Below are 15,243 nucleotides of genomic sequence, written 5' to 3' on the forward strand. Positions count from 1 at the left end.
TTTCCGGTCTTCCTTGGTCTTCCAAGGCGTCCATGGGGAGGGCAAGCAGTGCTGAAGAAGGTGTTCGTGGCTCCGGACCCGGGTCGGGCGCGACTGCGCTGGGCGTCCCGGGCCGTCCTCGGCATCGGGCTCGCCGTGGTGGTCTGTCTGCTCGTCGGGCATTCCGTCGTCGGGGCGGTCACCGGCGGCCTGGCCGCGCTGCTCGCGCTGTTCACGGTCGCCGACCCCACCGTGCGCGGGCAGGTGGTCACCACCGCGCTGCTGCCGGCCGTGGGCCTGCCGGTGCTCGGGGCCGCGGCCGCGCTGCACCCGTACCCGATGGCGCGCGACCTCGCCTTCCTCGCGGTGGTCGGCGCCGGGGTGTACGCCCGGCGCTGGGGGCCGCGCGGGCACAGCCTCGGCGTGTTCGCCTTCATGATGTTCTTCGCCGCCCAGTTCCTGCACGCCACCCCCGGCCGGCTGCCCGAGCTGTCCGCCGCCGTCCTGCTGTCCGTGCTCAGCGCGGCCGCGGTGCGCTTCGGGCTGTGGTGCTACGAGCGCCGATTGCCCCCGGCCGCCGTCCTGATCTCCCTCTCCACCGGCCCCGGGCTCGCCCGGGTGACCACACGCCAGGCGATCCAGGCGATGGCGGGCGGGGGCTTCGCGCTGGTCGTCGGCGAACTGGTGTCCGGGCAGCGCTGGTACTGGGCGGTCGGCGCCACCTGGTGGGTCTTCGTCAACACCGCCTCGCGCGGCGAGACGCTGGTACGGGGCTTCCGCCGCGTCCTCGGCACGCTGATCGGCGTCGGCCTGGGCTTCCTGGTCGCCGTACCCCTGCACGGCGCGCCGGTGCCGACGGCCGCGCTGCTCGCGGTCGCCGTCTTCGGGATCTTCTACTCCGCCGCGGTCTCCTACACCTGGATGATGCTCTGCGTGACGGTCCTCGCCGAACTCCTGTACGGCCTTCTCGGCGTCCTCACCCCCGGGCTGCTGGCGCTGCGGCTCGGCGAGACCGCGGTGGGCGCGCTCGGCGCGGCGCTCGCGGTGCTGCTCCTGCTGCCGGTGACCACGCACGCCACGACGGACGCCTGGATCCAGCGGGCCCTGCGGTGTGTACACGCCTGCACGGCGGAGGCGGCGGCGCGGCTGGCGGGCTCGCCGACGGCCGATCCCGCGCCGAAGGTGGCCGAGCTGGAGCAGCTGCTCGGGCGGGTACGGCTGTCCGTGGCGCCGCTGGTGCACCCGCTGCACCCCTTGCAGGGCCGCAAGCGGCGGGCCCGCAGGGTGCTGGCGCTGCTCGACGACTGCGCGCGCGAGATCCGGGGGCTGGTGGCCGTCGCGGCGGATCCGGAGGCGTCGCACGATGCGCGGCTCGCCGCGGCGTGCGGGCGGGTGGAGGCGGCGGTCGAGGCGCTGACGGGGGGCTCGGCGGGGCCGGCGGTCGCGGTGGCCGAGTCTCCGGCGTCGCCGGCGCTGGCCCATCTGCATGGCCTGGAGCATGCGCTGGCCGCGCTCGCGGAGCCGTTGCGGGGGGCGGCGGGGTCGCGGCTGGTCGGGGCGTGATGTGTGGCTGGGGACGAGGGTTTCCGGGTGGCGACTGGTTCGATTCGGGGTGGCCAGTTGGCTGGTAAAAGGGTGCGGGTTCGCCGTGGCTGGCCGCGCAGTTCCCCGCGCCCCTGGGGAACTGCCCTGCCGTAGGCCGAGAAGCGGACGTGCCCGGGGGATCGCCCAGCCGCCCAGCCGCCCAGCCGCGCGCAGGTGTGCGGCCCCTGTGCTCGGCCCGGCCTCGGTCCAGCCCCGCCCCCTCCGGAGGATGCCGCACCGGAGTGAAGGACTCCCGCCCCACGCCGTCCGCTTGGTCTAGACCGAAGCGGGTCGGCTGCTACCGTCGGCGCTTGACGGGCTCGACCGAGAGGGGACAGCGGTGGTGCGGAGCGGCGGCAGGGTGTTCATCGGGTCGTTCACGGCGGCGGGCGGCCCGGGGCTGGTGACCGCCGAGGTCGCCGCGCAGGGCGGCGCCCTGACCCTCCTGGCCGCCGTCAACGACGTACCGGACCCCTCCTACCTCACGCTCTCCCCGGACGGCACCATGCTCTACGCGGTCAGCGAGACCGCCGAGGGCGCCGTGGCCGCCTACCGTGTCGACGGCGGCCGTCCGGAGCTCGCCGGACCGTCCGTGCCGGTGGACGGCAGCGGCCCCACCCATCTGAGCCTGTACGCCGGGCATGTGCTGACCGCCAACTACGGCTGCGGCAGCGTCACCGCCGTACCGCTGCGCCCGGACGGCACCCTCGCCGCGAAGCCCTCCGGCCGGCTCCAGCACACCGGTTCGGGGCCGCACGACCGCCGCCAGCGCGGCCCGCACGCCCACCAGGTGCAGCCCGACCCGAGCGGCCGCTGGGCGGTGAGCGTCGACCTCGGGACCGACTCGGTGCGGGTGTGCGCGCTGGAGGCCGGTGTCCCGGCGCTGCACCGCGAGTGCGCGCTGCGGCCCGGCTCCGGGCCCCGCCACCTGGCCTTCCACCCCGACGGCGAGCGCGCCTACGTCGTCAACGAACTCACCCCGACGGTGACCGTGTGCCGCTGGGACGCCTCGGCCGGCTCCCTGAAGCCGCTCACCGAGGTCCCCCTGCTGCCGGGCGCCCCGGCCGGTGACGCCTACCCCTCGGGGATCGCGGTGGCCCCCGACGGCCGCTTCGTGTGGACGGCGACCCGGGGCGAGGACGTCCTGTCGGTGCTCGCGGTCGAGGCGGACGGCCTCAGGCTGCTGGGCACGGTGCCCTGCGCCGGCCACTGGCCCCGCGCCCTGGCCGAGCACGACGGCTTCCTGTACGTGGCCAATGAGCGCTCCGGCGACGTCAGCTGGTTCGCCGTGGACGAGGCGACGGGCCTGCCGCGCTACGACGGCTCGGTGCAGGTCGCCGCGGCTTCGTGCGTCGTCTTCGGCTGAGCGGGGCACGACACCTGGTCCCGGCGAGGCGAAGGGCCCGCCCCCGAGGGGAGCGGGCCCTGCCGGTGTGAATTTCCGTGCGGTCAGCGGACCGGGGTGCCCTGCGCCTGCTGCGGCGCGATACCCAGGGCCGTCGTGTACTTGGCGAGGGCCAGCTTGCCGATCGCCGGGTAGGCGCCCAGCGGCTCGGCCATCGAGCAGCCCGCCTCCTCGGCCGCGGCCGCGAGCAGCGACGCGTCGATCTCCGGGCCGACCAGGTACGGCGCGAGCGCCAGCTGCTGCGAACCGGAGGACCGCAGCTGCTCGGCGACCGAGGAGATGGAACCCTCCTGGTCCAGGGCCGCCGCCATCACCGGCACGGCCAGGCGCGCGGCGAGCAGCATGCCGGTGATCCCGGCCGCCTGCACGGCCTCCTCACCGCCCACGGAGGCCAGCACGATGCCGTCGGCGGCCGTGGCCACGGTGAACAGCCGGGCGCGGTCGGCACGGGCCAGGCCCGCCTCGGACAGCCGTACGTGCAGCGCCTCGGCGAGCAGCGGGTGCGGGCCGAGGACATCGGTCAGCTCGGCCGCGACCCGGCTGTCGTTCACCGACTGGCGGATCTGCCGCAGCAGCGCGCTGTCCGGACCGGCCAGCAGCGGTACGACCACGGCGACCGGGCCGTCGGGCTCCCGCACGCCCTCGACGCCCGCGGCGACGGCCTGCTCGTAACGGGCCGTGCGCTCCTCGGCGGCGTGCGCGAGCACCGACCGCAGGGAGGGGAACTCGGCGTCGTCACCGTCCAGGTAGCCGATCCGGGCGTTCAGGCCGGGCAGCTCGGAACGGGCGATGCTCACGACCTCCTCGGCGAGGCCACGTGTGGCAGCGCTGGGCACACCGGGCACCGCGAGGACGAGCGCGGGCGCGCCCTCGGGAGCCACCAGCGGTTCGGGCCGGCGGTGCCGTCCGGGCTGGCGGGGTCGCGGCATTCGAACTGGGAGGCCGGACTCGGGTCCAGTGGAGGAGCTCATGGCGCCGCATGTTACTGGTTTCCCGGATGGTCCTGTTCGGGGAGGGTACAGGTGAGCGGTATCCGTCCGGTTTTGTCTGCTCGCTTCCGGGTGGCGGCTGTGACGTGCAGCATCGTCGGTTCACCCGGCAGCGTGAGCCGTCCGGCCGCCAGCTCGGCGGCGATCCGCACCGCGCCGTGCAACGGGTCACCCTCGGGCGGCACCTGGCGGGCATGCGGCAGCCGCCGCGCCAACTCCTCGCGCAGCGGCACGAGCAGGTGGTCGCCCATCTTCGACAGGCCGCCCGTGAGCGCCACTTCGGGAGCCCCGTCCGCCGGGCACACGGCCGCGGCGGAATCGGCCATGTGCCGCGCCGCCGCACGCAGGATGCCCGCGGCGACCGGATCGTCCGCGGCCTGACCGGCCACTTGGGGCGCGAACGAGGCGAGTACGGCGGCCCGGTCGGTCCTCGGATAGAGCCGGGCGGGCAGTCCGCGCACCGGCCCGAACTGCTCCTCCGCGCACCTCAGCAGCGCGGCCGAGCCGCCCTCACGGCCGTCGTGGGCCCGCAGCGCCGCCTCCAGACCGGCCCGGCCGATCCACGCGCCGCCGCCGCAGTCGCCCAGCAGATGCCCCCAGCCGTCGGCCCGCCGCCAGCCGGTGAGGTCGGTGCCGATCGCGATCAGCCCGGTGCCCGCGGCGAGCACCGCGCCCGGCCGGGAACCGAGGGCCCCGGCATACGCGGTGACGGCGTCGGCGGCGAGCGCGACCCGTCGTACTCCCAGCTCATGGGCGAGGGCGTCCGGCAGTTCGGCGCGCAGGGCGTCGCCCAGGGTGGCGAACCCGGCGGCGCCGACGACGGCCGTACCCAGCTCGGCCACCCCCGCCTCGGCCGTCAACTCCCTGGCCAGCGGGGTGAGCTGAGACATCAGATGGGCCGGGTCGATGCCGCGCGCGCCGGTGCGGACCGGCTCCCGGGTCTCCCGCTGTGCCGAGGGCGCCCGCCCCGGCACGCCGACGGCGACCCGGAGGCCGGAGCCGCCGGAGTCCACGGCGAGATACCCGGCGACGGTCACGGCAGGCGCCAGTCCACGGGCTGCCCGCCCTGCTGGACCAGCAGGTCGTTGGCCCGGCTGAAGGGGCGCGAGCCGAAGAACCCGCGGTCGGCCGACATCGGCGACGGGTGCGAGGACTCCACCGCCGGCAGATTCCCCAGCAGTGGACGCAGATTGCGCGCGTCACGGCCCCACAGGATCGACACCAGGGGCTTGCCGCGGGCCGCGAGCGCCCGGATCGCCTGCTCGGTGACCTCTTCCCAGCCCTTGCCCCGGTGGGCGGCCGGGCTGCGCGGCGCGGTGGTGAGCGCCCTGTTGAGCAGCAGGACGCCCTGCTGGGTCCAGGGGGTGAGGTCGCCGTTGGACGGCTGGGGCAGCCCCAGGTCGTTGTTCAGCTCGCGGTAGATGTTGATCAGGCTCGGCGGCAGCGGCCGTACCTCGGGAGCGACCGAGAACGACAGGCCCACCGCGTGCCCCGGGGTGGGATACGGGTCCTGACCGACGATCAGGACCCTGACCTCGTCGAAGGGTTGCTGGAACGCCCGCAGGACGTTGTTTCCGGCCGGGAGGTAGGTGCGTCCCGCGGCGATCTCCGCGCGCAGGAAGTCGCCCATCTGGGCGATCCGTCCGGCCACGGGTTCCAGGGCCTTCGCCCAGCCCGGTTCGACGATTTCATGCAAGGGTCGTGGTGCCACGGGCGTCACCCTACTGCCGTACGGCGGCCGGCGATCAATCGCCGGCAGTACCTCGGTCATGCCGATCTCCTCCGGGGCGCCGTTGCCCAGGGTCGCGTCAGATGTCGGCCAGTCTGCACCCCACCACTGACAGTCCCCCTGGAGCGGCCGTCGCCCCAGCTCAGCGGGGGTGAGATCGGATTCCGGCGAGGAGCCGCGAGGTCCGTTCCCCGATGCGCCTGCGCGAGGCGGGCCGCGCGTGCGAACGTCGAGGACGGCTTGTCATGAGCAACGGAACGATTCCTCCCCGAAGGAGGGCGGTCCGGCCGGTCTTTGCGGTCGCGAGGAGGATGCCCTTGATGGCGTTCCGGAGTCCCAGGGTGTGGCTGTGGCGGTGGCGGCGCAATCCGCTCAGGCGCCGGGCGGACGTGGTGGAGGGCTGGGTGGTGCTCGGCGTCGGGCTGCTGACCGTGCTCGCCGGGGTGCTGGCCGGGCTCATGGTGGCGCGGTCGGTGGCGCAGGGACTCGCCCGTGAACGCGCCGACTGGCGCCCCGCCGTCGCCCATGTCGTCGCCGAGATCCCGGACGCGCCCGCCGGGCGCCGGCACGTGTCCCACAACCCCCGGGGCTGGGCCGAGGTGCGCTGGACGGTGGCCGACGGCTCCGTGCACACCGGCCGGGTCCGTGCGGCCGCCGGCAGCGGGATCGGCACCAGGGTCACCGTCTGGACCGATTCCCGCGGCCACCTCGTCGGCAGCCCCGTCGCCCCCGGCCAGGCCGCCTTCCGGGCCGACCTCGTCGGAACCCTGGCGGGACTCGGCGCCGCGCTCGTCCCCTTCACCGGCGGGTGCCTGCTGCGCGCCCGGCTGGAGCGCCGCCGGATGACCGCCTGGGACACGGAATGGGCCCGGCTGGGACCGCGCTGGGGACGCACGGTCTGAGCGGCCGCCCCCCGCCGAAACGCCGACCTCGGGACCCGTACGGGTCCGGTCGGAGGTGGCCGGGCCCGTGTCGGTTCGGCGGGTTCAGTCGTGGTCGGGCAGGGAGCGTTCCAGGATCGCGGCCAGGTCCGTTCCGGGGGGCAGGGTGCCGAAGGATTGGCCCCAGTCGCCGGCCAGGCGGGTCGCGCAGAAGGCGTCCGCGACCGGCTGGGGGGCGTGGCGGACCAGGAGGGATGCCTGGAGGGCGAGCGCCATGCGTTCGACCAGGCGGCGGGCGCTCAGCTGGTCGGCCCGGGGCAGCTCGGCCTTGAGGGCGGCGACGGCGGAGTCCAGGCGGGCGTCCGCGCCCCGGGCGAGGGCCAGCTCGGTGAACAGGGCGTCGGCGGCGCCCGGTTCGCGGCCGAGGGCGCGCAGCACGTCCAGCGCGTTGACGTTGCCCGACCCCTCCCAGATGGACAGCAGCGGGGCCTCCCGGTAGTGCCGGGGCATACCGGACTCCTCCACGTACCCGTTGCCGCCCAGGCACTCCAGGGCCTCGGCGGTGAACGCGGGCCCCCGCTTGGTGACCCAGTACTTGCCGACGGCCGTGGCGATCCGCCGGAAGGCGCGCTCCCCGGCGTCCCCGCGCACCGCGCGGTCCGCGGCCCCGGCCAGCCGCAGCGTGAGGGTGGTCGCCGCCTCCGACTCCAGCGCGAGGTCCGCCAGCACATTGCGCATCAGCGGCTGTTCGAGCAGCCGGGCCCCGAACGCGCTCCGGTGACGGGCGTGATGACCGGCCTCGACCAGCGTCTTGCGCATCAGCGTCGCCGAGCCCATCACGCAGTCCAGGCGCGTGCAGTTGACCATCTCGATGATGGTCTTCACACCCCGTCCCTCGGGCCCCACCAGCCATGCGACGGTCCGGTCGAACTCCGGCTCCGAGGACGCGTTGGAGCGGTTGCCCAGCTTGTCCTTCAGGCGCTGGATGCGGAACGCGTTGCGGCTGCCGTCCGGCAGTATGCGCGGCACCAGGAAGCAGGACAGGCCGCCGGGAGCCTGCGCCAGGACGAGGAAGACGTCGGACATGGGCGCCGACGTGAACCACTTGTGCCCGCGCAGCGTGTACACGCCGGGCTCGCCGGTGGGCGTGGCCGCCGTGGTGTTCGTCCGCACGTCCGAGCCGCCCTGCTTCTCGGTCATGCCCATCCCGGCGATCAGCCCGGGCTTCTCGGCCGGCACCCGCAGCCCGGGCTCGTACTCCCGGCTGGTCAGCAACGGCTCGTACACCTTGGCCAGTTCGGGCTGCGCGCGCAGGGCGGGTACGGCGGCGTACGTCATCGACGTCGGACAGCCGTGCCCCGCCTCGGTGTGCCCCCACACCAACCCGCCCGCGGTACGGGCCACATGGGCGCCGGGCCGCTCGTCCGCCCAGGCCGAACCGGCGAGGCCGGCCCCGACCGCGGCCCGCATCAGATGGTGCCAACTGGGGTGGAAGTCCACCTCGTCGACGCGGTTGCCGTAGCGGTCGTGGGTGCGCAGCACCGGCTCGTGCAGGTTCGCCAGCTCGCCCCACTCCTGGGCCTCCGCGCTGCCGGCGCGGGCGCCGAGCCGGCGGATCTCCGCCTCGGCCCACTCGGCGCCCTCGCGGCGCAGGCCCTCCAGGAGGGCGGTGTCCTCGGAGGCGTCGTAGGGGGCGAGGGGCGGGGGCTGGTTGGTGACGTCGTGGGTCGCGACCGGCGGCTGCGTCTCTGTCTGCGTGGAGGCCATACGCGTCATGTTGCGCTTTCCCTGCGGCTGTCGCAATAGTGCAACAAGGGGGCGCGCGTGAGGACCAGGGGGCGCACGTAAAGTACGTGCCCATGCGCGTGAACGTGTCGGCCGGGCCTGCGGCGGCCGGTCTGCGGCCCCTGTCCGCCCGGTCGGTCGTGCTGAGCATGCTCCTGGCCGTCCATCCGCCCGAGCTGCCGGTGAAGGACCTCGTACGGCTGGTCGAGCCTTTCGGCATCGGCGGCTCCACGCTGCGGGCCGCGCTGAGCCGGATGGTGGCCGCGGGCGACCTGTGGCGCGCGGACGGGGTCCACGGGCTCAGCGAGCGGCTGCTGGCCAGGCAGCGCCGCCAGGACGACGCGGTCCACCCCCGCACCCGGGCGTGGGACGGCGACTGGGAGATGGTGGTCGTCACGGCGACGGGGCGCGGCGCGGCCGAACGCGCCGAGCTGCGCGCCCGGTTGACCGCGCTGCGGCTGGCCGAGCTGCGCGAGGGCGTGTGGCTGCGCCCGGCCAACCTCGACCGGCCGCTGCCGGACGGACTCCGCCAGGTGGCGGCGACGTACACCGCCCGCCCGGACGAGCCCGCGCACGACCTCGTCGCGCGCCTGTGGCCCCTGACCGCCTGGGCGAGCACCGCCCACACCCTGCTCAGGTCCGCATCCGACGCCCCCCGCCCCGCCGACCGGCTGACCGCCTTCGCCGCGATCGTCCGCCACCTCCTCGGCGACCCCGTCCTCCCCCCGGCCCTCCTCCCCCCGGCCTGGCCGGGGCCTGAACTGCGCTCGGCGTACGCCGGGTACCAGCGGGAGGTGGGGGCGTCGGTCGGGGTGGAGGGGAGCGTGAAGGGGTGAGGGGGTGCTGACGGGGAGCGGGCTTTCGTCGGGTGGTAGTACGGCACGGCACGGGGCGGTACGAGGGGGCGCTCGCGTGTCGGCGCTGGCCGGGCGTGTCTGGCGCGGGGCCGGGAGCGCGGGGGAGTCGTGGTCGGGCGCTGGCAGCGGGGTGAGACGGGCTGCCGAGCGGCCAGGGACTGGCGTGGCCGCCAGCGCCGAGTGGGGCACCGTCGGCGCGGCAACACGGCCCGCCGATGGTGCTCGCGAGGGATCCCGGTCGGCCATGACGGCACGGCCCGTAGGGGCTCCGGTCCTTCGCCGCCGGGATCGGTAGCAGTCGTAGGAAATCGCGCCGTCGACGCGGAGTACGGCACCGGGCGGGGAGCCGCGTCCGCCGCTGCCGACCATGACACCAGCCGCCGACTCCGTGCCCCTCTGTCGACCGTGGCACCACCTGACCGGGGCCCTACGCCCTCCATCGATCACGACGCCACCGCCACCGCCACCGACCGCGCGATGCCTGCCACCCCCCACCGCCGAGCCCGGCATCACCCGCCACGCCCTTCTGCCCCGCCGCGCCCCCCAGCCCAAGAACTCCGCCCCCCACCCCATGCGGAGCAACCCCCCGCACCCTCCCTCCTCCGGTCCTCCAGGCACCCCGGCCACGACAGCCCAACGCCCCCGGTGACCGACCCACCCCCCGGCCCCTCTCCCAGCAGGTGGCGCGCCCGGCGCGCAGGGCGTTCCCTGGGAGACAGGAGGATGACCGGCACGGTCGCGGGGACTCGGTGGGGCAAATCGGACGACGATCTCACCCGAGGAGAGTCATGGCTGAACAGAACGCGTCGTCGGTCCTCATGGCGCCCCTGCGCGGTGCCGCCTCGGTGCTGCGCAAGGTGCCGGGTGCCGCGGCGGTGGGTCGCGCCGCTGAGGAGACCCTGGACAAGGTGGGCGCCGTCTCCCCGCGCGGGCGGCGCATCGCGGTGTACGCCGGAGCGGGCGTGCTCGGCGCGGCGGGCGTCGTGGAGTGGCCCGTGGCGCTGACCGGCGCGGCGGTGGCCTGGCTCACCCAGCCCCGGCCCGGCCGGCACGGCGACGGGACCGGCGAGGATCAAGCTGAGGCTCCGCACGATCTCGGTACCGCCGCGCTCCGGTCCGGCGCGGACCCGCACGCGCACGGCCCCCAGGAGCAGCCCCACCGGCACCACGGCGAGGGCGGACACGGACACGGCCACCGAACCGGACCCGGGCCCGTCCCCGCCGAAGGCGCCCAGGACACCACCCCGAAGACGGTGACCGGCCCCCTCGGCCCCACCGCGCGCCCCGACCGCACCACCCGCTGAGGAGAGCCCCTTGCCAGGTCTGTTCACCGTGCCGCGGGCCACCCTCCGGCTGCTGCCCGCCGCACCACGCCTGCTGGCCCGCTCCGCAGCGCCCGCGGTGGGGGTGGCCGCCGGCGCGGCCGCGGGCACCGCGCGGGCCGGCGTGCGCGGCATGGACGCCGCCGCACGGGTCGCCCGCGTCGCCCGCAACGCCCTCCCCGGCTCCGGCGACCACTGGCGCTCGGGCACCCGCGCCCACCTCGCCCTCCGCCCCGTCGCACCCACGCCTCCCACCGGTGGGACCGGCACCCAGCCCCCACCCCCCGAGCCGTCGCCGGGCGAAACCAGCGCACCCCCGACCCCCGAGCCCGCCACCGGCCCCGCAAGCAACACCCCGACTCCCGGCCCCGCCACCGGCCCCGCAGGCACCCCGATGCCCGGCCCCGCCACCGGCCCCGCAGGCACCCCGATGCCCGGCCCCGCCACCGGCCCCGCAGGCACCCCGATGCCCGGCCCCGCCACCGGCCCCGCAGGCAACACCCCGACTCCCGGCCCCGCCACCGGCCCCACAGACCCCACGACACCCCCCGCCCCCGAACACCCCGCCCCCGAACACCCCGCCCCCGAACACCCCACCCCCGAGCACCGGGCCCCCGAACCCCCCGCGACCGCGACCGCACCCCCACCCCCCGGACCCCCGCCCACTCCCGAGCCGCCACCCCCGCCCCCGCACCCCACCCCCCACATCGCCCGCCGCATCGCCCAGACCCTCGCCGACCGCCCCGACGTGCTCTTCGCCTACTGGGACGACGGCCTCGCCCGGCTCGTCGTGAGCGCGACCGAGGAGGAGGCCACCGATGACGTGATCGAGCACGCCGCGCGGCTCGCCGCCCGGCACGGGTTCGAACTGGCCGCCGGGGACGTGGAGGAGACCACACACCCGGCCGATCCGGCCGGGGTGCGCACCGCCGTGGCGACGTTCGGGGCCGACGCGCTGGGCACCGCCGTCGCGGTCACCGGGTACGCGCTGCGGCTGCCGCCCTCGCCCCGGCTGCTGACCGCCGTGGTGACGCTGCTGCGGGAGAACCCCCGGTTCCGCGCCTGGCTGCGTGCCCGCCTCGGCCCCGACCGTATGGACCTGGTGCTGGCCACCGCCAACGCCACCGTGCACGGGCTCGGGCAGACCCCCGCGTCGCTGCTGCTCGACGGCACCCTGCGCGCCTGCCAGGTCGCCGAGACCGTGGCCCGCGCCGCCGCCTTCGACGCGGTGCACGACGACCTGTGCGCCCCCGGCCGCGTCAGCCTCGCCCCCGGCGGCGAGCCCCGGCCGCCGCTGCGGGAGTCGCCCGCCCAGGAGTACGCCTCCCACGCCTCGGCCGGCAGTGTCCTGGGCGCCGCCGCCACCCTGCTGGTCAAGCACGACGGCACCGAGGCGGCCGAGGCGGTCCTCGCCGGTTCCCCCAAGGCCGCCCGCTACGGCCCCGCCGCCTTCCACGCCGTCCTCAGCGCCGCCCTGTCCCGGACCGGGGTCCTGGTCCGGGACCCGGAGCGGCTGCGCCGGCTGGACATGGCCGGGACCGTCGTCCTGCACGCCGGCGCGCTACGCGGCGCGGACGGCGAGGCGGACCCGTGGGCCGAGCCGGTGCTGGACGCCGCCCGCCGGGCCGGGCTGCGGGTGGTACTGGTGGACGATCCCGCCCTGGAGGACTTCACCGGCCTCGCCGACCGGGTCGTGGACGCCCGCCGGCCGCTGGACGACGTGGTCCACGAGGCGCGCGGCGAGACGCACACCGTGCTCACCGTCGCCCGGGTGCGCTCGGCCGAGGAGAGCGACGTCCTGGCCGCGCTGCGCGCCAGCGATGTCGCCGTCGCCCTCACCGACCGGGACGGCGCGGTGGTGTGGGGCGCGGACATGCTGGCCCTGCACGGCCTGCCCGACGTGTGGCGGGTGCTGATCGCGATCCCGGCCGCCCGCGCGGTTGGCGGCCGGTCCCAGACCCTGGCCCGCTCCGGCGCGGCCCTGTCCGGACTCCTCGTGGCCGTCGGCGAGGCCAAGGGCGGCCGGCGGCGGTTCGCCATGCTGCCGGGGCTGCGGCACGCGCCCGTCGACGCGGGCGCCGCCATGGCCCTGCTGTCCGGGATGCGGGCCGCGCTCGGCGTGGCGGTGGCCCGCGCCCCGCACCCCCGCCCCCGGGTGCACTGGCACGAACTGGACCCGGACCAGGCCAGGGACCGGCTCGAACACCAACCCGGCGCCGGGAGCACGCCGTTGGGCACGCTGGCCGAGGGGCTGCGCGAGGCGGCCGACGGGGTCTACCGGCATCCGCTCGTCGCCCCCGTGCGCTGGTCCTACCAGCTGGGCCAGGCCGTCCGGGGCGAGCTGCACGACCCGCTCACCCCGGTCCTCGCGGTCGGCTCGGCCGCCTCCGCGATCCTCGGCTCGGCCGTGGACGCCCTGCTCGTGGTCGGCGCCCTCGATCTGAACGCCCTGGTCGGCGGGGTCCAACGGCTGCGCGCCGAGCGGGCGTTGTCCGGTCTGGTCGCGGACCAGAAGCGCAAGGCGCGCGTGGTGCCCGGGGCGGCGGAGGCACCGGCCGGCGGCACCCGCACCGTGGAGGCGGGCAAGCTCATGCCGGGCGATGTGATCCAGCTCAAGGGCGACGACGTGGTGCCCGCCGACGCCCGGCTGCTGTGGCAGGAGGGCCTGGAGGTCGACGAGTCCGCGCTCACCGGCGAGTCCCTGCCGGTGGAGAAGGACACCGACCCCACCCCGCACGCCCCGGTCGCCGACCGCAGCTGCATGGTCTTCGAGGGCACGACCGTGGTGGCGGGCGAGGCCCGTGCCGTCGTGGTCGACACCGGCGAGCACACCGAGGCCGCCCGCGCCGTGCACCTCGCCGCGCGCACGCCCCCGGCCGCCGGCGTGCAGGCCCGTCTCCAGGAACTCACCCGCAAGGCACTGCCGTTGACCCTGGCGGGCGGCGCCGCGGTGACCGGCCTCGCGCTGCTGCGCGGCACCCCGATCCGGGAGGCGGTCAGCGGCGGGGTGGCGGTCGCGGTGGCCGCCGTACCGGAGGGGCTGCCCCTGGTGGCCACCGTCGCCCAGCTGGCCGCGGCCCGCCGGCTCAGCCGCGTCGGTGTCCTGGTGCGCACCCCGCGCACCCTGGAGGCGCTCGGCCGGATGGACACCATCTGCTTCGACAAGACCGGCACGCTCACGGAGAACCGGCTGCGCCTGGTGCGGGTCTCCGACGCCGAGGGCACCGTGCGTGCCGTGGCCGCCGCCGGGTCCGCGGACACCGTACGGGCCGCCGTCCGGGCCTGCCCCCGCTTCGACGGCGGCTCCGAGCGGCCGGTGCACGCCACCGACGAGGCCGTCCTGGACGCGGCCCGCCCCGATCCCGACTGGACCCAGCTCGCCGGGCTGCCCTTCGAGGCCGCCCGGGGCTACGCGGCCGCCGTCGGACGCACCGGGGACGGCTCCCGTGTCCTGGTGGTCAAGGGCGCCCCCGAGACCGTACTGCCCGCCTGCACCGGTCTCCCGGCGGGCGCCGCCGACGCGGCCCAGGAGCTGGCCGGTTCGGGACTGCGCGTCCTGGCGGTGGCCGAACGGCGCCTCGACAGCGGGGAGGACGAGTCCGCCGTACTCGAACAGCCGCTCCAGGGCCTGGAGTTCGCCGGAGTGCTGGCGCTGTCCGACGTACCGCGCGACACCTCCACGGCACTGGTGAAGGGGCTGCTGGAGGCGGGCGTACGGCCCGTCGTGCTCACCGGCGACCATCCGCAGACCGCGCGGGCCATCGCCGCCGAACTGGGCTGGCCCGAGGACACCGTGGTGGTCACCGGTGACGAACTGGCCGCGGCCGACCGGGGGGCACGGGCCCGGATGCTGCGCGACGCGGGTGTGGTGGCGCGGGTGGCGCCCGAGCAGAAGCTCCAGGTCGTGGAGGCGCTGCGGGACGCCGGCCGGGTGGTCGGCATGGTCGGCGACGGCGCCAACGACGCGGCGGCCATCCGCGCCGCCGACATCGGCGTCGGCATCAGCGCCCGTGGCTCGGCCGCCGCCCGCAACGCCGCCGACATCGTGCTCACCGCCGACGACCTCACGGTCCTGATCGACGCGGTCGGCGAGGGCCGCGCCCTGTGGCACAGCGTCGCCGACGCGATCGCCATCCTCATCGGCGGCAACGCGGGCGAGGTCGGCTTCGGCCTGATCGGCACCCTGGTGTCCGGGCGGGCGCCGCTGTCCACCCGGCAGATGCTGATGGTGAACCTGTTCACCGACCTGTTCCCGTCGATGGCGGTCGCCGTCACGGAGAAGGAGGGCGAGGCGGACCTCGCCCATGTGGAGGAGGCCGCCGGGGTGCTGGGCGACCCGCTGCTGCGGCAGATCAGGCACCGGGCGCTGACCACCTGCCTGGGCGCGCTCACCGCCTGGCTGATCGGCCGCTTCACCCCGGGCACCGCCCGCCGCTCCAGCACCATGGCGCTGTGCGGGGTGGTCGGCACCCAGCTGATGCAGACCCTCCTGGACCGGCGCGACAGCAGGCTGGTGCAGATCACCTCACTGGGCTCGGCCGCCGTGCTCGTCGCCGTCGTCCAGACCCCGGTGCTCAGCCGCGCTTTCGGCTGCACCCCGCTGGGTCCGTTCGCCTGGGCCGGCGTGGCCGTCGCCATCGCCCTCGCCCTGGCGGGCCAGCGCGCGCTGCCCCGCCTGGAGGAGACGGTCGTACGACTGCTGCCGTCCTGAG

Annotated in this window: 10 protein-coding genes; 6 read left to right on the forward strand and 4 right to left on the reverse strand. The window is 76.2% G+C overall.

Annotated features, from left to right (window positions below):
- Positions 1-48: 48 nt before the first annotated feature.
- Both QHG49_RS30690 and QHG49_RS30695 read left to right on the forward strand, forming a co-directional pair.
- The gene (locus tag QHG49_RS30690; RefSeq protein WP_145486013.1) at positions 49-1,542 is read left to right on the forward strand and encodes an FUSC family protein; all 1,494 of its coding nucleotides are present in this window, start codon (positions 49-51) and stop codon (positions 1,540-1,542) included.
- Between the two features lie 361 nt (positions 1,543-1,903).
- A complete protein-coding gene (locus QHG49_RS30695) occupies positions 1,904-2,929 on the forward strand; it encodes a lactonase family protein (RefSeq protein WP_370530524.1) in 1,026 nt (341 codons plus the stop codon).
- A gap of 83 nt (positions 2,930-3,012) precedes the next feature.
- Here the strand turns inward: QHG49_RS30695 and QHG49_RS30700 are convergent, their stop codons facing one another.
- From QHG49_RS30700 to QHG49_RS30710, 3 genes are read right to left on the reverse strand one after another with little or no spacing between them, the layout of a single operon-like run.
- Positions 3,013-3,939, reverse strand: coding sequence for a sirohydrochlorin chelatase (locus QHG49_RS30700; RefSeq protein ID WP_301492064.1), 927 nt, complete (start codon positions 3,937-3,939; stop codon positions 3,013-3,015).
- Positions 3,940-3,950: 11 nt separating this feature from the next.
- Entirely contained in the window at positions 3,951-4,994 is a 1,044-nt protein-coding gene (locus QHG49_RS30705) for an N-acetylglucosamine kinase (RefSeq protein ID WP_301492066.1), read from the reverse strand.
- Positions 4,991-5,668: a uracil-DNA glycosylase gene (locus tag QHG49_RS30710; RefSeq protein ID WP_145486010.1), complete on the reverse strand. Its 678-nt coding sequence runs from the start codon at positions 5,666-5,668 to the stop codon at positions 4,991-4,993. Before QHG49_RS30710 ends, QHG49_RS30705 begins: the two co-directional genes overlap by 4 nt.
- A 338-nt stretch (positions 5,669-6,006) precedes the next feature.
- On the opposite strand from QHG49_RS30710, the gene QHG49_RS30715 reads away from it, so the two are divergent.
- Positions 6,007-6,588 carry a hypothetical protein gene (locus QHG49_RS30715; RefSeq protein ID WP_301492067.1) on the forward strand — a complete coding sequence of 194 codons (582 nt, stop codon included), beginning with the start codon at positions 6,007-6,009 and terminating at the stop codon, positions 6,586-6,588.
- 84 nt (positions 6,589-6,672) lie between these two features.
- On the opposite strand, the gene QHG49_RS30720 is transcribed toward QHG49_RS30715, so the two are convergent.
- The gene (locus tag QHG49_RS30720; protein ID WP_370530525.1) at positions 6,673-8,343 is read right to left on the reverse strand and encodes a DNA alkylation response protein; all 1,671 of its coding nucleotides are present in this window, start codon (positions 8,341-8,343) and stop codon (positions 6,673-6,675) included.
- 83 nt (positions 8,344-8,426) lie between these two features.
- Here QHG49_RS30720 and QHG49_RS30725 point away from each other — a divergent pair, with 83 nt between their 5' ends.
- From QHG49_RS30725 to QHG49_RS30735, 3 genes are all read left to right on the forward strand, one after another.
- Positions 8,427-9,188: a PaaX family transcriptional regulator C-terminal domain-containing protein gene (locus QHG49_RS30725; protein WP_301492068.1), complete on the forward strand. Its 762-nt coding sequence runs from the start codon at positions 8,427-8,429 to the stop codon at positions 9,186-9,188.
- Positions 9,189-9,997: 809 nt separating this feature from the next.
- Positions 9,998-10,513, forward strand: a complete 516-nt coding sequence (locus QHG49_RS30730; protein ID WP_301492069.1) for a hypothetical protein — start codon at positions 9,998-10,000, stop codon at positions 10,511-10,513.
- A 412-nt stretch (positions 10,514-10,925) separates the two neighbouring features.
- Positions 10,926-15,242, forward strand: coding sequence for an HAD-IC family P-type ATPase (locus QHG49_RS30735; RefSeq protein WP_370530591.1), 4,317 nt, complete (start codon positions 10,926-10,928; stop codon positions 15,240-15,242).
- Position 15,243 lies beyond the last annotated feature (1 nt).

Origin of the sequence: Streptomyces sp. WP-1 (genome assembly GCF_030450125.1) — a bacterium.
Lineage (GTDB): Bacteria > Actinomycetota > Actinomycetes > Streptomycetales > Streptomycetaceae > Streptomyces > Streptomyces incarnatus.

What these genes read in the sequence shown, in the direction of transcription:
- QHG49_RS30725 (WP_301492068.1), top strand. Translation starts at nt 8,427, where the DNA reads ATGCGCGTGAACGTGTCGGCCGGGCCTGCGGCGGCCGGTCTGCGGCCC.
- QHG49_RS30720 (WP_370530525.1), bottom strand. Translation starts at nt 8,343, where the DNA reads ATGACGCGTATGGCCTCCACGCAGACAGAGACGCAGCCGCCGGTCGCG.
- QHG49_RS30735 (WP_370530591.1), top strand. Translation starts at nt 10,926, where the DNA reads ATGCCCGGCCCCGCCACCGGCCCCGCAGGCACCCCGATGCCCGGCCCC.
- QHG49_RS30700 (WP_301492064.1), bottom strand. Translation starts at nt 3,939, where the DNA reads ATGAGCTCCTCCACTGGACCCGAGTCCGGCCTCCCAGTTCGAATGCCG.
- QHG49_RS30730 (WP_301492069.1), top strand. Translation starts at nt 9,998, where the DNA reads ATGGCTGAACAGAACGCGTCGTCGGTCCTCATGGCGCCCCTGCGCGGT.
- QHG49_RS30715 (WP_301492067.1), top strand. Translation starts at nt 6,007, where the DNA reads ATGGCGTTCCGGAGTCCCAGGGTGTGGCTGTGGCGGTGGCGGCGCAAT.